This is a genomic window from Arthrobacter sp. CAL618 (assembly GCF_000468215.1).
Classification (GTDB): Bacteria; Actinomycetota; Actinomycetes; order Actinomycetales; family Micrococcaceae; genus Arthrobacter_D.
In genome coordinates this window covers 1-18,848 of sequence record NZ_ASZW01000065.1, presented here as the reverse complement: position 1 = coordinate 18,848, position 18,848 = coordinate 1, and the positions used below count along the sequence as shown (strand labels likewise).

Here is an 18,848-nt window from a genome sequence, read left to right as displayed (position 1 = left end):
CGCGTCTGACTCGGTGCGCACGGCCGGGCGCCTGCTACCCACCAAACCCGGCGACCGGGCAGCCGCACTGCTCATCGCCGCGACCAGCCCGCAGGTGACCTCGCCTGCCGGCTGGACTACCGTTCCAGCCGAATTAAGAACTGACTTTTCGAAGCTTTCTTCCCGGCTGACGGGGGAGGGCGGGCTGCTGCCAGGCATGGTCATCGGCGACCGGAGCACACTGGACGAAAGTCTGACAGCAGATATGCAAACCACCGGGATGACCCACCTGACAGCGGTCAGCGGTGCCAACTGCAGCTACCTGTTGGCCTTCGTTTTCCTCGGTGCCCGCGCTCTGCGACTGCCGCGACTCCCCTCGGCGGTCCTGGGCATCCTTGCACTGATTGGTTTCGTCATCCTGGTTCGACCCGAGCCAAGTGTGTTGCGCGCAGCGCTGATGGGCGGCATCGGAGTTGCAGCGGTGCTATCCGGGCGAGGGAAAGTGCCGCTGGCACTTTTGCTGCTCACCGTGGTGGTCCTCCTCACCATCGATCCCTGGCTGCACGCCTCCTTCGCGTTCATGCTGTCCGTTGCCGCCGCTGCCGGACTGATCCTGTTCGGTCCGGTACTGGCATCGAGGCTGAGCCGTTTCATGCCGCTGCTGGTCGCCCAGCTCGTTGCTGTTCCGATTGCGGCGCAACTGTTCTGCGCGCCGATCCTGACGCTGTTGCAGCCAACTCTCCCGCTGTACTCGATTCCGGCGAACCTCGCAGCCAGCCCGGTGGTACCGTTCGTCACCATCGTGGGTATGGCGGCTGTCGGGTTGATCGCCGTCGCGGAACCGCTGGCGGTACCCCTGGTCCTGGTGGCCGGTTGGGGTACAGCGTGGGTAGGCGCAGTTGCAACCTTTTTCGCCTCGGCGCCCGGGGCGACCCTGCCGTGGGTAGGCGGTCCGGTGGGAGTGATTCTCACCGGAATGCTCTCGGCGGCAATCGTGCTGGCGGTGACTTTCAGCCCCCGGCGCCGGACTGCTACTCCCGGCCCAGGCAGGTCGACGAAGGTGAACCCTTTACCCGGGTTCAACCGGAACGAAGCCCATTCCGGTCACGGCGGGATCCGTGCCCTGCTGTGGCTCGCGGTAGGTTGTGTGGCGGGCCTTGCAGCCGTCACCCTGTGGCCCCCGGGCCGACCAGACAATGGAACCTGGCACATTGCTGCCTGCGACGTCGGGCAGGGCGATGCCTTCGCTGTCCGGACCGGCGAACGTAGCGTGATCCTCATCGATACGGGTCCCGAACCGGACGACGTCGACGCTTGTCTGGACCGGCTGGCGGTCGACACCGTGGAACTGCTCGTGCTGACCCACCTCCATGCCGATCACTATGGTGGAATCGAAGGAGTGTCGAGGGACAGGACGGTGCAAAGAATCCTGTACTCCTCCTCAGAACCGGCACTTCCCACGACTGTCACCGCGGTCCCTGCGCAACAAGTATCACCCGAGCGGCTCATTGCCGGCATGACTGGAGAACATGGCGACGGTGGCTCCTATGGCCGCGTCAGCTGGACGGTGCTCTGGCCAGAGGCCGGAGCACCAATAGATTCCGAGAATAATTCCAGCGCTGTGCTCGACGTCGTCATCGACACTGACGCCGCCCCCGATGTGGCCGTCCTGCTGACTGGTGATCTGGAGGAGGATGCGGCGCGTGCCATGTTGAGAGCCAGACCCGGACTCAGTGAGCGGGGGGTGCAGATCCTGAAAGTAGCCCACCACGGTGCCCGCAACGGTGGGCTCGACCTGGCCCACACCCTCAAACCACGGCTCGCCCTGATTTCCGCTGGCCGGGATAACGACTACGGGCATCCACACCCAACTATCACTGCCGGATTGTCTGCGGCGGGGATTACCGTGGCAAGAACCGACCAGCTGGGAACGTTTCTGGTCTCCATTCAGGACGACTCACTCCGCGTGCACCGTTGACCCGCTTGTCCGCTTTGCCGCAGGTCCCGCCCGTGGCACAGTTGACGCTGAGGACTCGTTCCATCCACCAACCACCAGGAGCAACTACGTGACTTCCAGGCCCGCCGCATCCCGCAGGGAATCAGCTGGAAGCTCAGGGATGCACTGGCGAACCGTTGTACCCGCACCAGTGGTGCTGCTCAGCGGCCCCGAGGAGTATGCCGCCGGCCAGGCAGTCGAACGCATTCGTCGCAGCCTGCGGGATGCACGTCCAGACCTTGAAGACGTGAAGCTGGACGCCGGCAAGTACGAGGCAGGCGATCTCACCATCCACGGGAGCCCATCCCTGTTTGGGGAGGCCAAATTGATCGAGGTGAGCGGCCTCGCCCAGATGAACGACGACTTTCTTCAGGACACGCTCGGATACCTGGCCGATCCTGCCCCCGATGTCGTGCTGGTGATGCATCACAGCGGCGGAAACCGTGGCAAGAAGCTTCTTGACGCACTCAAGTCTTCCGGGGCAACCGTTGTCGACTGTCAGCCGTTGAAGAAGGACTCGGACAAGACAGACTTTGTTGTCGAGGAGTTCAGGGCCGCGGGCCGGCGGATCGGCGGTGGAGCCCTGCGGGCGCTGGTGGCAGCGGTTGGGTCCCAGCTCGCCGAACTGGCGGCAGCCTGTCAACAATTGATTTCTGATACGGCCGGTGAAATCACCGAGGAGACCGTCGAGAAGTACTACGGCGGCCGGGTGGAGGTCACCGGGTTCAAGGTGGCAGACGCGGCATTGGCTGGCCGTGGAGGACAGGCCCTGTCAATGCTCCGGCATGCCCTGGCGACCGGCGCCGATCCAGTACTCCTGACGGCGGCCCTTGCGATGAAGGTCCGGGCCGTTGCGAAGGTCCATCAGGTGCGGGGGAGCTCCGCCCAGCTAGCAAAAGAGCTCGGGATGGCGCCCTGGCAGGTAGACCAGGCCCGACGCGACGCCCAGCGCTTCAGTTCCGAAGGTCTGGTTGAGTGCATTCAGGTGCTTGCGGAAGCCGATGCCCAGGTGAAGGGCGCCTCCCGGGACCCGGTGTACGCCGTCGAACGCGCGGTCACCACCATCGCCCTCGCTGGCCGCGGCTAGCGGCTCAGAATGGTCTGAAGTGCCGCTAGGCCCGGACTGCGCTCCGACTCACTGCGCACCCGCTTGCACTCTCTGCGACCTGAACGTACCGCGCCTGACCCGTCTCGCGCGGTAGGTATCGTCTCGCGCTGTACCTACCGTCTCGCGCTGTAGTTATATGTGGCGCGGCAGCCGTTTTAGGCGGCGTTGGTCGGTCGAAGGCGCGTAAGGCGAGGGGATCAACCGGTTAAACGACAGATGGCTGGCCCGAAGGCCAGCCATCTGGAAATCGTCGAACGATCAGGCTCTGGTTAGAGAGCGTTGACCTTCTTCGAGATCGCAGACTTGTGGTTCGCTGCGTTGTTCTTGTGCACGACACCCTTGCTGACAGCCTTGTCCAGCTTGCGGCTTGCCGACTGGAGGAGGCTGGTTGCAGCTTCCTTGTCAGCTGAGCCGATCGCAGTGTTTACGGCGCGGATGGCCGTTTTCAGCTCGGACTTAACCGAGTTGTTGCGCTGGCGCGCCTTCTCGTTGGTGAGAATGCGCTTTTTCTGGGACTTGATATTTGCCACGTATTTAGAACTCTCTTTGTATTGCGGACTGGTCGTGAGGGTAATTCAGTTCAACCAATGACTGAGCGGCGTGGGGATACCGTAGGCGATTGGACTAAAGTGCCCGTCGACCTGCGCGGACACACAGCTGTCTAGATTACCAGAGATGCACGGATTAGTCCCGGCAGCCGGTCTGTCTGAGCGCGGCGCCGCATGTGGAAGGTCCCGCATGGAAAATTGGGCAGCCACAATAACTCAGCCCAGCCGCGCCACCACACGATCAAACTGCGCCCGGGGGAGTACAGCACCGATCCGCCTGACATCCGCCGGTGCCAGTTGAATGATCCGGTCGGTTTTCACTTCGCTCGGTCTGCCCTTGACGTCCCACGAGCCGGACCCGATATCGACGTAGGCCGGATCCGATCCGCCGGTTCCGTTCCGGTCCCGGCTAGTCAGCGTCAGTCCCAGCACCCTGCCCCGGTGGTTGCCGATCAGCAGGACCGGGCGGTCCTTGCCCTGACGGTGGTCCTCTTCATAGGGCACCCAGGCCCAGACAATTTCCCCCGCATCCGGGACATTATCGGCTCGGGGCGAATAGCTGACCTTCGGGGTGCCGGTGAAATCACCAGGGTAGGCGGCTGGTTTCCGGGCAGGGCCGGACTGCCGCTTCGGCGGCTGCAGTGCCCGCACAACGGTGCGGGCCAGCCGCAGGAAGGATCGGGAATCAAATGACATGCGGTAAAGGATACAGTTTGGCCAGTCCAGGCAATTCCAGATCACCCGCCAGCTCGTGGGAGACTGTTAACCGGGGCTGGTTTAACAAAACCCGCCCGAGAGGTGGGTTCACCTCGCTCCAAACCCTGTCGTTGTAGTTGGAACGGTTGCCGCGCAGCAGCCCTCGCAACAGTAAGGAATGTCCAGTGTCACCCAAGGCCCGCACCTCACCGGTGCCCGCCGCCACTGATCCGGCGATTATCAGAAACTTCTGCATCATCGCGCACATTGATCATGGGAAGTCCACCCTGGCGGACAGGATGCTGCAGCTCACCGGCGTCGTCGAGCAGCGTGACATGAAGGCCCAGTACCTGGACCGGATGGACATCGAGCGTGAACGTGGCATCACCATCAAATCCCAGGCGGTGCGGCTGCCCTGGGAACTCGACGGTGTCAGCCACGCGCTGAACATGATCGACACGCCAGGCCACGTTGACTTCACCTACGAGGTTTCCCGGTCGCTCGCGGCCTGCGAAGGGGCGATCCTGCTGGTCGATGCCGCCCAGGGGATCGAAGCCCAGACACTGGCCAACCTTTACCTGGCGATGGAGAACAACCTCACCATCATTCCGGTCCTGAACAAGATCGATCTGCCCGCCGCCCAGCCCGAGAAGTATGCTGCCGAGCTGGCGAACCTGATCGGTGGCGATCCCGGCGACGTCCTCAGGGTCTCCGGGAAGACCGGTATGGGGGTCGAAGCACTGCTGGACAAGATTGTCAGGGACCTGCCGCCTCCTGTTGGTGACCCCAACGCCCCCGCACGGGCGATGATCTTCGACTCCGTGTATGACACCTACCGCGGTGTCGTCACCTACGTCCGCGTGGTCGACGGCATGCTGCATCCCCGCGAGCGGATCCAGATGATGTCCACCCGCGCCAGTCACGAGCTCCTCGAAATTGGCGTCAGCTCCCCGGAGCCCACCCCATCCAAGGGGCTTGGTGTGGGTGAGGTCGGCTACCTCATCACTGGTGTGAAAGACGTCCGGCTGTCCAAGGTGGGTGACACGGTTACCAACCTGGCCAAGCCCGCCCAGGCGTCCCTGCCCGGATATGCCGATGCGAAGCCCATGGTCTTCTCCGGTCTGTACCCGCTGGACGGCACCGATTACCCGGTGCTTCGCGACGCGCTGGAAAAGCTGATGCTCAACGATGCAGCGCTCGTCTACGAACCCGAGACCTCCGCGGCACTGGGCTTCGGGTTCCGGGTGGGCTTCCTCGGGCTCCTTCACCTGGAGATCACCAGGGAGCGGCTCGAGCGCGAGCATAACCTCAACCTGATCTCCACGGCACCCAACGTGGAATACCTGGTGACACTCGAGGACAAAAAGATGGTCCACGTGACCAACCCCAGCGAGTACCCGACCGGGAAAATCGCCGAGGTCCGCGAGCCTATGGTTTCGGCGACCATCCTGGCGCCCACCGAGTTCGTCGGTGCCATCATGGAGCTGTGCCAGAGCCGGCGCGGCGTGATGGGCGGAATGGATTACCTCTCCGAGGACCGGGTGGAGATCCGGTACCGACTGCCACTGGCCGAGATCGTGTTCGACTTCTTCGACATCCTCAAATCCCGGACCCGCGGGNNNNCTCGCTGGACTGGAAGAGCGACGGCGACCAGGTCGCCGACCTGGTCAAGGTCGACATCATGCTGCAGGGCGAGCAGGTCGATGCGTTCTCGGCCATCACCCACCGCGACAAGGCCTACGCCTATGGCGTCATGATGACCGGCAAGCTGCGTGAACTCATCCCACGGCAGCAGTTCGAGGTCCCCATCCAGGCGGCCATCGGGTCACGGATTATTGCCAGGGAAAGCATCAGGGCCATCCGCAAGGACGTCCTCGCGAAGTGCTACGGCGGTGACATCACCCGTAAACGCAAACTTCTGGAGAAACAGAAGGAAGGCAAGAAACGGATGAAGATGGTGGGACGCGTCGAAGTCCCGCAGGAAGCCTTCATCGCAGCCCTCACCACCGACGAGTCCAAGGACAAGGTCAAGAAGTAGCAATGCCAGGTGCCCTCCCTCTTGGCTTGCCAGCGCCGGAAAGCGGCCTGCTGCCGGAGCAGGCCGCCATCGGCAGCGCCGACCGGAAGCTGGGGCTCTACGTCCACATCCCGTTCTGCGCCGTGCGCTGCGGCTACTGCGACTTCAACACCTACACGGCCACTGAACTGGGTGGGGGCGCATCGCAAGACCGCTATGCCGCAACGGTCAGCGCTGAACTGGACCTCGCAGCCGGTGTCCTGACCACTTCCGGCACCGCGCCACGCCAGCTATCGACAGTGTTCTTCGGCGGCGGCACTCCCACCCTCCTCCCCGCAGCCGATCTGGCGACGGTGCTGCGCACCGCCGTCGGGCACTGGGGGCTCGCACCAGGCGCTGAAGTCACCACGGAGGCCAACCCCGATTCGGTCACGCCCGAGTCACTTGCGGTGCTGGCGCAGGCGGGTTTCACCAGGGTGTCGTTCGGGATGCAGTCGGCTGTTCCGCACGTGCTGAAGGTACTGGACCGCACCCATGCGCCCGAACGGGTGCCACTGGCCGTGCAATGGGCGCGGGAAGCCGGGCTGCGCGTCAGCCTTGACCTGATCTACGGCACCCCGGGGGAGTCCGCAGCCGACTGGCAGCAGACCCTTGACGCGGCGCTGTCCTACGGTCCGGACCACGTCTCTGCCTACGCACTGATCATCGAGGACGGCACCAAACTTGCGGCCCGGATCCGCCGTGGCGAGGTGCCCGACATCGACGACGACGATCACGCCGAGAAGTACGCCCTGGCCGAACGCGCGATGGCAGCCGCCGGACTGGGATGGTACGAGGTGAGCAACTGGGCCCGCACACCTGCGGACGAGTGCAGGCATAATCTTGCCTACTGGCGTGGCGACGACTGGTGGGGAGCTGGTCCCGGCGCGCACTCGCATCTGGGCGGTGTGCGGTGGTGGAATGTGAAGCACCCGACCGCCTACGCCCAGCGCCTCTCAACCGGAGTGTCACCGGCCGCTGGCCGCGAAATCCTGGACGCGGAGACCCGCTACACCGAGGACGTGATGCTTCGCGCCAGGCTGCGCGAGGGCCTACCAACCCGGGTGCTGCACCCAGGGGGGCGGCTTGCCGTCGCCGGATTGATTGCTGATGAACTGATCGTTGCAGCGGAGGCCTTCGCCGGAACGATCACGCTCACTGGCAAGGGCCGGTTGCTCGCCGACGCGGTCGTCCGCAGGCTACTACCCGACTAGGCTCCTAACGGAAGAGCCGCAGGTTGAACGCGTACCGGTAGGGGCGGCCACGGTTGACCTGAATCCCGGCAATGACCGAGGATACGGCGATTGCTACCCAGATCAGGGCGTTGACGACGGCGAACATGCCGCCGACCGCTGGCAAGAGGGAGAGCAGCCAGGCCACGAACGCCAACACCGTCGGCGGGAAGGTGAAGTTGAACGCCTCCCGCGCTTCCTGGGCGGTGAAAGGTCCCCGGTTCTTGAAAATCAGCAGGATGAGCAGCGACGGAATGAAACCGAGGATTCCCCCGAAGTGCGACAGGGTTGCCCACTGCCGGTCTTCCGTCGCGGTCAGAGGCAGGGCATTCGCCGGGGCACCCTCAAAAGCGGATCGGGGCTGGCCGTGGCCGTCCTCGGATCCGTGGTGTCCGTGCTGGTCGGCGGGGTTAGACAACTGAACATCCTCTATTGCTTCGGGGCAGCCTTGATCAGGAGCCTTCCTATCTAGGATACTTCGTCGCCAGCAAACGTGCACTGGGGCTTAAGTTGTCGCGTCGAAATCTCCAGGAGGGGTCAAAAAATCGATCACTTCTTCAACCCGCCCGAGCAGCGACGGTTCAAGGTCGGAGTAACTATTGACGCACCCCAGCAACCGCTTCCAGCCATGTGCCACCGCTGCCTTGTCGGCGTTCGGCCAGCCGAGACCGGCGAGTATTCCGGTCTTCCAGTCCTGACCCCGTGGTACCACCGGCCACGCGGTGAGCCCGACGGCCGCCGGCTTGATTGCCTGCCACACATCGACATACGGGTGTCCCACCACCAGGACGTTGGCGGCGGCTCCCGGAACCTTCATGGCTTCCTGGGCGATGCGCTGTTCCTTCGACCCCGCTACCAGATGGTCGACGAGGATACCGAGCCGGCGGTTCGGTCCAGGACTAAAAGTGCGGATCATCCCGGCAAGGTCGTCAACGCCGTGCAGCGGCTCGACGACGATCCCCTCAAGACGCAGATCGTCGCCCCACACCTTTTCGATCAGCTCAGCATCGTGCTGTCCCTCCACCCAGATCCTGCTGGCCCGGGCGGTCCTCGCGCGGGCGCCCTCCACCTTGACCGATCCCGACGCCGTCACCTTGCGGGCTGGCGCTGGTGGTGCCAGCGCGGGTGCCACCACCTCAACGGGCCCGCCGTCGACGTGGAACCCGAACCCGAGCGGGAAAGTCTTAAGTCTGCCGCGCCGGTCCTCGAGCACCATGACGTGCATGCCACCAGATTTCTCCACCCGGACCACTGCGCCAACGTAACCGCTCTGCACATCCTCCAGAACCAGGCCCCGGCTGACCGGAACCTTTGGCAGGGAAACCTGGCGGGGGGCTGAGATGTCCTGGGCACCCCATTCATAACTGGACAAAATTGTTGCTCACTTCCCGACTCGCCGCTGGACGGTCCGGCCAGGGATTTTCAATGCTAACAATCCCTTCGAACGTACTAGACTTGGCACTTGGGCGTGTCGAGTGCCAGATCTGCCGGAAGAGACAGTAAACGTGTGCGGAGGTGAAAAGTGAGCGAACCACGCAGACTTGAAGTGTTGCGTGCCATCGTCGAGGACTATGTGCATTCGCGCGAGCCTGTGGGCTCCAAAGCACTCGTGGAGCGGCATCAGCTGGGGGTATCATCGGCCACCATCCGTAATGATATGGCTGTCCTGGAAGAAGAGGGGCTGATCACCGCGCCCCACACCAGCTCGGGTCGCATCCCCACCGACAAGGGCTACCGACTGTTTGTCGACCAGATTTCCGAGGTCAAGCCCCTGTCTGCTGCCGAAAAGCGCGCCATCCAGGCGCTCCTGGAGGAGGCAGAGGATCTCGACGACGTCATGGACCGGACAGTGCGGCTGCTCTCCCACCTGACCAATCAGGTGGCGGTGGTCCAATACCCACATCTGGGTAGCGCAGCCGTCCGGCACCTGGAGTTCGTCCTACTGGCGCCCAACCAGGTACTGGTGGTGCTCATAGCGACCAACGGAACAGTCCAGCAGCGGGTTGTCCCGCTGCCCGAACCGGTGCCCGAATCCTCCCTCGCCGAGCTTCGGCAGCACTTCCTCGGTTCCGTCGCCGGCACCAAGCTGGCGTCCCTTCCGCAGGAACTCGCACTCGCCGTGGGAGCCCTGTCGTTCCAGCAACGCGGGGCGGGCACCGTGCTGGCGCGGGCGCTCGAACAGTTGGCAGGTATCAACCGGGATGACCGGATTGTGATGGCTGGTACAGCCAACCTGGCCCGATCCACCGTAGACTTTCCTCTGAGCATCGGGCCGGTGCTCGAGGCCCTGGAGGAGCAGGTAGTAATGCTTCGCCTGCTTTCCGAAATGAAGCAGGATGCGTTTGGCGTCTCGGTGCGGATCGGCCGGGAGAACCCGCACGGCGGCCTCGCTGAAGCCTCGGTGATTGCCACCGGATACGGTCCCGACTCGTTGGCCAAGGTAGGAGTGCTTGGGCCAACCCGAATGGACTACCCGACGTCGATGTCGGCGGTGCGGGCGGTAGCCCGGTACCTATCGCGGATCCTGACGGACTAACCCTGAGGTAACCGCATCAGCGAACTTGTTGTAGAAACAGTCGACCCCATACCGGCAGGGCACCAAGCCCTGCACCGGTCAGTGACATAGGAAGTGAAGTGCAGGAGTGAGTAATCACTATGAAGTCCTCGGTGTGAACCGCGATGCGAGCGGCGAGGAAATCAAGAAGGCCTACCGCAAGCTCGCGCGAAAGCTGCACCCGGACGTCAACTCCGGGCCGGATGCCTCTGAAGAGTTCAAATTGGTCACCCGTGCCTACGAGGTGCTCTCGGACCCGCAGAAACGGCGCGTGTATGACACGACCGGCAACGAGAACGGGACCGACAACGGATTCGGCGGCGGACACGCCGGGCCGGGCTTCGCCTTCCAGGACATCTTCGAAACATTCTTCGGTGGCGGTGGTGCCAGCGGCCCGCCGTCGCGCACCCGTCGCGGCCAGGACGCCCTGATCGCCGTGCGGATCGACCTGGTCGACGCCGTCTTCGGGATCAACAAAAAGATCGACGTCGATACCGCAGCAGTGTGTCCCACCTGCGACGGGTCCTGCTGCCAGCCCGGCACTTCCCCCCGAACCTGCGACATTTGCGGCGGGTCGGGTCAGGTGCAGCGTGCGGTGCGGTCCATTCTGGGCCAGGTCATGACCAGTGCCACGTGTGGCACCTGCCAGGGGTACGGCACAGTCATCCCGAACCCCTGTAACGAATGCAACGGCGACGGTCGGGTGCGTAGCCGCCGGAGCCTCACCATCAAGGTGCCCGCAGGCGTGTCGACCGGCACCCGCATTCAACTGGGGGGCCAGGGCGAGGCCGGCATGGCCGGCGGACCGCAGGGCGACCTCTATGTGGAGATCCGGGTTAACCCGGATCCCTCCTTCCTCCGCGAGGGTGATGACCTCCACGTCACCCTCAGCGTGCCGATGACCGCCGCGGCCCTGGGCACCACCGTGAACCTCGCCTCCTTCGACGGCGACCAGGAACTGGGGATCAAAGCAGGCACGCAGTCGGGCGAGATCGTGACTCTTCGCGGACTTGGCGTCACCCACCTCCGCGGGTACGGGCGTGGTGACCTCAAGGTGCACCTGAACGTCGAGACTCCGCGCAACGTTGACCAGGCGCAGGAAGAGCTGCTGCGCAAACTTGCCGAACTCCGCGGCGAGGAATTTGTTGAGGGTCAGCTGGCCAGCAGCGGTTCAGGGGTGTTCGCGAAGTTGCGGGAGCGGTTGGGTAATCTCTAGGGGTGAGCAACGCACTCTACTTCGGAGACCCTGAGGCGCTGGCTGCTGTCCTCCCCGGAGCCAGTTTCACCCTCACCGGGGCCGAGGCCCGGCACGCGGCGACCGTGAAACGGCTGGCAGCCGGCGAGACGATTGACGTCGCCGACGGCCGCGGGCGCAGAATCGTCGGCGTGGTCACGGCCAGCGCCGGGCAGGAAGTCACCCTCGAGGTGCGAACAGTGGTTGACGAGCCAGCCCCCGCCTGCCGTCTCATCCTGGTGCAGGCACTGGCCAAGGGGGACCGGGATGAACTGGCGGTCGAGGCCGCCACTGAACTCGGCGTCGATGCGGTTATTCCCTGGCAGGCGGATCGAAGTATTGTCCGTTGGCGCGCCGACAAGGCGCTCAAAGGGCAGCGAAAATGGGAATCCACGGTGTGGGGAGCCGCCAAACAATCACGGCGTGCCACCCTCCCCGAGGTGCTGCCATTGCACGACAGCGGGTCTCTGGCAGCCTGGCTTGCCGGCGTGGACCTCGCCCTGATCCTCCACGAGGACGCTGAAACTGGGGTTGGGGCACTGGTTGGGCCACAGGCCGACACCCCGCCCACCAGCATTGCAGTGGTGGTCGGCCCCGAGGGGGGCATCAGCGGGCAGGAGCTGGAGCTGTTCGTGTCGAACGGTGCGCATCCGGCCAGGCTCGGCGGCCAGGTGCTGCGCTCCTCCACCGCCGGACCCGCCGCCCTTGCGGTCCTGAGCCAACTGCTGGGCCGCTGGTAGCCGGTTCAGTTCCGTGCTCACCCGGGAATAGCAAGCCCCGGGAAGGAAAGCAGGAGGCTCAGCTGCCTACTGCACCGTGACGCGCTTGGTGTCGGTATCGAGTTCACGGTTCTCCTGGACGCCCTGCGGACGGTCGAAGACGCTGATCTCGTATTCACCGGGCACCAGGGCGATCGTGAACTCGAAGAGTCCGGGGGAACTGGCGCTGGCGTCCAGTCCCACCGTTCCAGTGCGGTACGATTCCAGCTCATCGCCGACCACCTCGTCGATCCGCCAGTGCAGGACCGCGTTCTCCGTCATTCCGCTGCCTGACACGGTGATCGTCGGCTGGTCGCGGACCGCCCCATGCTGGGGTTCGATGATCCAGATCGGAGCCATCAACGCCGAGTCCCGCTGCAACGGGCCACCGAGTTCGATGTGGCCGAAAGCGTTGAACCCCGCCGCTCCGTCCACCAGGACGACGACGCGGCTGGGGTCACCGCCCGAGACCAGGCCCGCGTTGGCCGCCGCCGCTGTGGCTGTGTATACGAGCTGCTGGATGGCACGATAGGCGGCACCCTGGTCGAGCTGCGCATCGAAGGCCTCGGCCGAGATATCGACCGTAATAACGTTGTCGGGGGAGATTGATGCGCTGACAGACTCGGCGGGGGACCACGACCCAAAGTAGTCGGGATCGATTGGTGAGTTGGCGGTCATCGCCTGGACCGCCGCCGCGATTGGGTCACCACCGTTCCCGCCGTCCAGGAACTCCCGGTAAAGCTGGATGCTTCCGTCGTTGTCTCCCATCCAGTAGACGGGGAGCAGGTTGCGCAGGGTAGCGGATTCCGTCACTGCGGAGTGCTCTGCCGACGGTGGGCCAGCTGACGTGTTTGGTTGTCCAGAAAGGGAGGCCGTCGCATCATCGCCGGGGACCGGTGTGCAGCCACCCAGGCCCAGACCAGCGAAGACGATTAGCGCGGTGACCGAGAGAGCGCGTCCAGGCCGGCGCCGGGCAGCATCGCGTTGAAAGGACCACTCCATTCGCGTCCTGTCCTTTCGCTGTACCACTCGGCCGGATTGGTGCGCCGCCGAGTAATGCACTCAAAGCAACGTTTCCAGCTTCGCATATGGCAACAGGCCCCGAACGGGGTTTAGCCAAGTCGTCGCCGGACTGAGACAGGATTGAAACCGGGCCGTTGCCCAGATGAGATCATCTGCTTCCTGGGCGCGCGGAGACGCCGCAAAACCTCCGGTTCCGTTGACGGCGGAATCCGGCGGCCGGGGACGGCCGCCGGGCAGGGACGTAACGTAAGATTAGTCAAGGGGCGGTATGCCGTCACCAACCGATTCAAGGAGAGATGGAAGGCCGCGAGGGCCGATTATATGACCGATTCTTCAGTTGGCATCAGCGCAGTGGGCTTGGACACGAAGGTGGTCCACTTCGATTCGACGGAACAAATGGTTCAAGCGCTTGGAACCAACGATGAGGCGCTCAGGCTGATCGAGAGCACTTTCGTGGGGGTCAATCTTCACGTCCGGGGTAATGAGCTCTCGATCACGGGCCCGGCCGTCGACGTCGCGCGCACCGAACGTCTGATCTCCGAGATCCGCACCCTCGCAGCCAACAACACCACCGTCAACCCCCAGGTTCTCAAACAGCTGGTGTCCATGTTGAAGGATCAGTCGGTGAGTAGTCCCTCCGATGTCCTCACCATGAACATCCTCTCCTCCCGTGGCAGGACTATCAGGCCAAAGACCCTGAACCAGCGGGATTACGTCGAGGCGATTGACCGGCACACGGTGGTGTTTGGCATCGGCCCTGCGGGCACCGGGAAAACCTACCTCGCCATGGCCAAAGCTGTTCAGGCGCTGCAGCATAAGGAAGTCAACCGGATCATCCTCACCCGCCCGGCCGTCGAAGNNNNGGCTCGGATTCCTGCCCGGCACCCTCAGCGACAAGATCGACCCGTACCTGCGTCCGCTCTACGATGCGCTGCACGACATGATGGACCCGGACAGCATCCCTCGACTGATGGCGGCCGGCACCATCGAGGTGGCACCTCTCGCCTACATGCGGGGCCGTACCCTCAACGATGCGTTCATCATCCTGGACGAGGCCCAAAACACCACCCCCGAGCAGATGAAGATGTTCCTCACCCGCCTGGGGTTCGGTTCGAAGATGGTGGTCACCGGCGACGTCACCCAGGTGGACCTGCCCGGCGGGACCAACTCAGGGCTACGGGTGGTCAGTGAAATACTTCAGGGTGTGCAGGACGTCAGCTTCCGCACCCTCGACGCCTCCGACGTCGTCAGGCACCGGTTGGTGGGCGACATCGTCACGGCCTACAGTGTCTGGGACGAGAACCAGCGGGCCTCAGCTGCCCGGGATCACCGTGGCCCGCGCGGTCATGCCGGGGCCAAACCGGCTGGAGGCAAACCATGAGCATCGAGGTCAACAACGAGTCGGGGATAGCGGCGGACGAGGAAAACCTGATCCGCCTGGGCCGGTTCCTGCTCGACAGTCTCTTCGTGCACCCGGAAGCTGAGCTCTCGATCATCCTGGTCGACACCACAGCAATGGAGAAACTGCATATCGAATGGATGGACGAACCGGGTCCCACCGACGTCCTGTCCTTCCCCATGGACGAGCTACGACCAGGCACGGCGGGGCGGCTCACACCAGCGGGAGTGCTCGGTGATGTTGTCCTCTGCCCCGAGGTGGCGCAGACCCAGGCCGAGAAGGCAGGGCACTCAACCCAGGAAGAGTTGCTGCTGCTGACCACCCACGGACTGTTGCACCTCCTCGGATACGACCACGCCGAACCCGAGGACGAGGCTGAAATGTTCGGTCTGCAACGCCGTCTGCTGGCCGATTATCTGGGCGGAACAGCGCCCGAGGAGACAATCAGTTGATCATTTGGCTGCTGGCCTTCATGGCCTTGGGGTTTGTTCTGGTCGCAGCGTTGGTAACCGCAGCCGAGGCCGCCTTTAGTTACCTGCCCCGCCAGGAAGGCGAAGAACTTCTGGCCGGCAAATCTGGCCGGTCGCTGCAGCGTATCCTCGCCTCACCGATCGCCCACATGCATGCCCTCAGGTTCTGGCGGGTGTGGTTCGAAATGGCAGCCGCTGTGGCGGTCGCAATCCTCTTCCACGACCTGCTCAACAACGTCTGGATCGCCGGTCTGCTCGCCACCGCCACCATGGCCGCCGTCGGATTCGTGCTCGTTGGCGTTTCACCGCGCCAGCTCGGCCGGACCCACGCGAGCAAAGTGGTTCCAGCGACCGCGGGCCTGGTGAGATTCCTGTGCGGGATCCTCGGACCGATCCCGCGGTGGCTGGTTGCGCTCGGAAGTGCCATTACCCCGGGTGCGGCCCGGGCCGAGGCGGCGTTCTTCACTGAAGAGGAATTCCGCGAACTGCTCTCCCGTGCCAACGACGCCGAAATGATCGAGGACAGCGAAGCGGAACTGATTCACTCAGTCTTCGAACTGGGTGACACCAAGGTGCGGGCAGTGATGGTGCCCCGCACCGACATGGTTCCCATCGAAACCGGGTCCACCCTGAAACAGGCGATGTCCCTTTTCCTCCGCTCCGGCTATTCGCGGATCCCGGTGATTGGCGACAGTGCTGACGACATCATCGGGATCCTCTACCTCAAGGATGTCGTGGCCCAACTGCATGGGCCCGACGGTCGCGACGAGGACCTGGTCGACGGTATCTGCCGGGGAGTGCGCTACGTCCCCGAGTCCAAGCCGGTCAGCGATTTCCTGCAGGAGTTGCAGCGGGAATCGACCCACGTCGCCATCGTTATCGACGAGTACGGTGGAACCGCAGGGCTGGTCACGCTTGAGGACCTCATTGAGGAAATCGTTGGGGAGATTGTCGATGAGTATGACTCGGAGGTGCCGGAACTTGAACAACTGGGCAACGGCGAATACCGGATCAGCTCACGGATGGGAATTGATGACCTGGGCGAAGTCTTCAACGTGGACCTGGAAGACGACGAGGTGGACACCGTTGGTGGACTGCTCGCCAAGACACTGGGCCGGGTCCCGATCGTGGGCAGCGAGGTAACTGTCGGCAGTATCGGCCTCCGCGCCGAACGTGTCGAGGGGCGCCGCAACCGGGTCTCGCACCTTATTGTGTGGAAACGGGAACCAGCATTCGACGACGACGGCCGGGACCGGAATCCCGCACAACTTCAAGGACACGGCGGAATATCATGAGCGAACAGAAGCACCGGGCCGGGTTTGTTTCCCTGGTCGGCCGGCCCAACGCAGGCAAATCGACGTTGACGAACGCGCTGGTGGGACAGAAGGTGGCAATCACCTCGTCCAAACCCCAGACCACCCGTCACACCATCAGGGGAATCGTGCATCGCGAGAACTCCCAGCTGATCCTCGTCGATACGCCAGGCCTGCACCGTCCCCGCACCCTGCTGGGCCAGCGGTTGAACGACCTCGTCGCGGACACCCTGGCCGAAGTGGATGCCATCGGGTTTTGCATCCCGGCCAACGAGCCAATCGGCCCTGGTGACAAGTTCATCACCTCGCAGCTCTCCCGGTTGCAGCGGAAACCGCTGATCGCCGTCGTCACCAAAACCGACCTGGTGGACCGGGCGGCCTTGACCCGCCAGCTGATGGCCGTCGTCGCCCTCGGCGAGGAAGTATTGGGGGAACAAGGCTGGGCCGATGTCGTTCCCGTGTCCGCTGCAGACGGGTTCCAGGTCGAAACGGTCGGCGACGTTTTCGTTTCGCATATGCCGGAATCACCAGCCCTGTACCCTGACGGTGCGCTCACCGACGAGCCGGAAGCCGTGATGGTTGCTGAACTGGTGCGAGAGGCCGCCCTGGAGGGTGTCCGCGACGAAATGCCGCATTCGCTCGCCGTGGTGGTGGACGAAATCGTTCCGCGGGAGGGTCGCAGCGCCGACAATCAGCTCCTCGACGTCAGGGTGAACCTGTTCGTCGAACGTTCCTCCCAGAAGGCGATCATCATCGGGAAGGGCGGCGCGCGTCTCCGCGAGGTTGGCACCAACGCGCGCCAGAGCATCGAAGCTTTGCTGGGCACCCGGATCTACCTTGACTTGCACGTCAAAATTGCCAAGGATTGGCAGCGCGATCCCAAGCAGCTGGTGCGCCTGGGCTTCTGACCGGGCACTACCCGGCTGCAACACACGTTGTTTTTAGTGGCTGGGAGCTGTTTGCTCAGCTGGCACGCACGCCAGCGACTACCGACCGAATTCTTCGAAAGGGCTGCAACGCATGAGTCGTCGACGCGCCGATGCTGGCCAGAACGCTGAGGATTCGGCGGGAGCCCCCGTGGGACGCCACCTGGGCCACCAGGCACCACCGCGGGTCCTGAAGATTATCGCTATCGCCCTGGCAACCGTCCTCGTCGCTGGAGTCGGGTTCGCTTCAGTGCAGCTTCTCCGGCTGCAGGGCAATGTGGCAACCCAGCCGCTGAACCTCTCGACGGACCAGAACGAGACCGACAAGGCCAATCTTGACCGGGACCCGGTCCAGATTCTCATTCTCGGAACCGACACCCGTGAGGGCGCCGAAAACGCTGCCTACGGCGGAGCCGAATTCACCACCGAAACCGGCAACTCCGACGTGATGATGCTGATGCACCTCTCGGCCGACCGCGAGAATGTCACAATGGTCAGTTTCCCCCGCGACCTGCTGGTCCCGCTGCCCGCCTGCCTGGACCCGGAGACCGGGACAATGACACCCTCGCAGGACCTCGCGATGCTCAACGGCGCGCTCGGCAACGGCGGGCCGGGGTGCACGGTGGCCGCAATCAACGAGCTCACCGGGCTGAAAATCGACCACTTCATGATGGCGGATTTCAACGCGGTGAAGGAACTCTCGTCGACTCTGGGTGGGGTCGAGGTCTGTGTCAACAACGCGGTTGAGGATACCTACTCCGGGCTGAGCCTTCCCGCCGGCACCTCCGAGGTGGAGGGCGAACAGGCCCTGGCTTTCCTGCGGACCCGGCATGCGTTTGGCGACGGTGGGGATGAAGGCAGGATCCGCGCACAACAGTCGTTTATGGCGTCGATGGCGCGCAAAATCCAAGACGAGGGCACCCTCACGAACCTGCCCCGGATGTACGCGATCGCCGAGACCATCACCAGGAACCTGACGGTCGACGACGGCCTGAGCCAGATTCCCGATCTGCTGCGGTTGGCCGACCGGCTCAAGGACGTTGACCTTGCCAAGGTAGCCTTCGTCACAATGCCCGTGCTGCCCTACGAGCCTGACCTGAACCGGCTGATCCCCGATGCGGAACCGGCCGAGGAACTGTTCGAGGCGCTGGTCGCCGATCGCAGCATCGTCGGCGAACCCGAGCCGGAGCCGTCGGAGTCAGACCCGTCGGGAACCACCGATGCTTCCGCCTCGCCCGACGCCGAGCCGACCGACGAGCCGGTCCTCGACTTCGATCCGGCAGCCGTTCCGTTCACCATCATCGACTCCTCGGGAAAGACCGATCGGGGTGAGGAGATCCAGGACCTTCTCGTGGAGGAGGGCTACACCCAGGCAGTTGTCACCGAGGACGTGGCAACTCCGGCAACCCAGCTCTTCGTCGGATCGGGTTATGAGGCAATCGGCGCGGCTGTGGCCGAACTGTTCGGACTCGCTGAGGTGCAGGTCCTGTCCAGCCCGGCCACCGTGGGTCTGGCGTTGAGCGTTGGCACCGATTTCACCGCCGGCTCGACCGTCG

Annotated in this window: 15 protein-coding genes and 2 pseudogenes; 12 read left to right on the top strand and 5 right to left on the bottom strand. The window is 63.9% G+C overall.

Annotated features, from left to right (window positions below; all coding sequences use genetic code 11):
* Together K728_RS0103990 and holA are read left to right on the top strand one after the other, a co-directional pair.
* Positions 1-1,957 (top strand): ComEC/Rec2 family competence protein (locus K728_RS0103990; RefSeq protein ID WP_156911160.1); only part of this gene is annotated, 1,957 nt, incomplete at its 5' end.
* Between the two features lie 139 nt (positions 1,958-2,096).
* The gene (holA, locus tag K728_RS0103985) at positions 2,097-3,062 is read left to right on the top strand and encodes a DNA polymerase III subunit delta (protein WP_024475928.1); all 966 of its coding nucleotides are present in this window, start codon (positions 2,097-2,099) and stop codon (positions 3,060-3,062) included.
* 290 nt (positions 3,063-3,352) lie between these two features.
* On the opposite strand, the gene rpsT is transcribed toward holA, so the two are convergent.
* Both rpsT and K728_RS0103975 read right to left on the bottom strand, forming a co-directional pair.
* Positions 3,353-3,613 carry a 30S ribosomal protein S20 gene (gene rpsT / locus K728_RS0103980; RefSeq protein ID WP_019482781.1) on the bottom strand — a complete coding sequence of 87 codons (261 nt, stop codon included), beginning with the start codon at positions 3,611-3,613 and terminating at the stop codon, positions 3,353-3,355.
* A 234-nt stretch (positions 3,614-3,847) separates the two neighbouring features.
* Entirely contained in the window at positions 3,848-4,327 is a 480-nt protein-coding gene (locus tag K728_RS0103975; protein ID WP_024475927.1) for a type II toxin-antitoxin system PemK/MazF family toxin, read from the bottom strand.
* 185 nt (positions 4,328-4,512) lie between these two features.
* On the opposite strand from K728_RS0103975, the pseudogene lepA reads away from it, so the two are divergent.
* A pseudogene (lepA, locus tag K728_RS18350) lies at positions 4,513-6,365 on the top strand (translation elongation factor 4).
* A gap of 2 nt (positions 6,366-6,367) precedes the next feature.
* On the top strand, positions 6,368-7,597 hold the full coding sequence (hemW, locus tag K728_RS0103965; protein ID WP_024475926.1) for a radical SAM family heme chaperone HemW: 1,230 nt from the start codon (positions 6,368-6,370) through the stop codon (positions 7,595-7,597).
* Positions 7,598-7,601: 4 nt separating this feature from the next.
* Here hemW and K728_RS0103960 read toward each other — a convergent pair whose 3' ends face one another.
* Positions 7,602-8,033: a DUF4870 domain-containing protein gene (locus tag K728_RS0103960; protein WP_024475925.1), complete on the bottom strand. Its 432-nt coding sequence runs from the start codon at positions 8,031-8,033 to the stop codon at positions 7,602-7,604.
* An 87-nt stretch (positions 8,034-8,120) separates the two neighbouring features.
* Positions 8,121-8,987, bottom strand: a complete 867-nt coding sequence (locus tag K728_RS0103955; protein WP_024475924.1) for a DUF3097 family protein — start codon at positions 8,985-8,987, stop codon at positions 8,121-8,123.
* 150 nt (positions 8,988-9,137) lie between these two features.
* Between K728_RS0103955 and hrcA the strand changes: the two genes are divergently transcribed.
* The 3 genes from hrcA (at position 9,138) to K728_RS0103940 (ending at position 12,143) form a co-directional block, all read left to right on the top strand.
* Entirely contained in the window at positions 9,138-10,151 is a 1,014-nt protein-coding gene (gene hrcA, locus K728_RS0103950; RefSeq protein ID WP_024475923.1) for a heat-inducible transcriptional repressor HrcA, read from the top strand.
* Positions 10,152-10,257: 106 nt separating this feature from the next.
* Positions 10,258-11,385 (top strand): molecular chaperone DnaJ, encoded by a 1,128-nt coding sequence (dnaJ, locus tag K728_RS0103945; RefSeq protein ID WP_019482775.1) that lies wholly within the window; start codon positions 10,258-10,260, stop codon positions 11,383-11,385.
* A gap of 2 nt (positions 11,386-11,387) precedes the next feature.
* Positions 11,388-12,143, top strand: coding sequence for a 16S rRNA (uracil(1498)-N(3))-methyltransferase (locus tag K728_RS0103940; protein WP_024475922.1), 756 nt, complete (start codon positions 11,388-11,390; stop codon positions 12,141-12,143).
* 66 nt (positions 12,144-12,209) lie between these two features.
* Here K728_RS0103940 and K728_RS0103935 read toward each other — a convergent pair whose 3' ends face one another.
* The gene (locus K728_RS0103935) at positions 12,210-13,163 is read right to left on the bottom strand and encodes a GerMN domain-containing protein (RefSeq protein ID WP_024475921.1); all 954 of its coding nucleotides are present in this window, start codon (positions 13,161-13,163) and stop codon (positions 12,210-12,212) included.
* 342 nt (positions 13,164-13,505) lie between these two features.
* On the opposite strand from K728_RS0103935, the pseudogene K728_RS18345 reads away from it, so the two are divergent.
* From K728_RS18345 to K728_RS0103910, 5 genes and pseudogenes are all read left to right on the top strand, one after another.
* Positions 13,506-14,565 (top strand): annotated as a pseudogene (locus K728_RS18345) (PhoH family protein).
* Positions 14,562-15,035 carry an rRNA maturation RNase YbeY gene (gene ybeY / locus K728_RS0103925; protein WP_024475920.1) on the top strand — a complete coding sequence of 158 codons (474 nt, stop codon included), beginning with the start codon at positions 14,562-14,564 and terminating at the stop codon, positions 15,033-15,035. Before K728_RS18345 ends, ybeY begins: the two are co-directional and overlap by 4 nt.
* A gap of 20 nt (positions 15,036-15,055) precedes the next feature.
* The gene (locus K728_RS0103920) at positions 15,056-16,348 is read left to right on the top strand and encodes a hemolysin family protein (protein ID WP_443110918.1); all 1,293 of its coding nucleotides are present in this window, start codon (positions 15,056-15,058) and stop codon (positions 16,346-16,348) included.
* Positions 16,345-17,274 (top strand): GTPase Era, encoded by a 930-nt coding sequence (era, locus tag K728_RS0103915; protein WP_019482768.1) that lies wholly within the window; start codon positions 16,345-16,347, stop codon positions 17,272-17,274. The genes K728_RS0103920 and era overlap by 4 nt, the downstream gene beginning before the upstream one ends.
* Before the next feature lie 112 nt (positions 17,275-17,386).
* Positions 17,387-18,848 (top strand): LCP family protein (locus K728_RS0103910; RefSeq protein ID WP_024475918.1); only part of this gene is annotated, 1,462 nt, incomplete at its 3' end.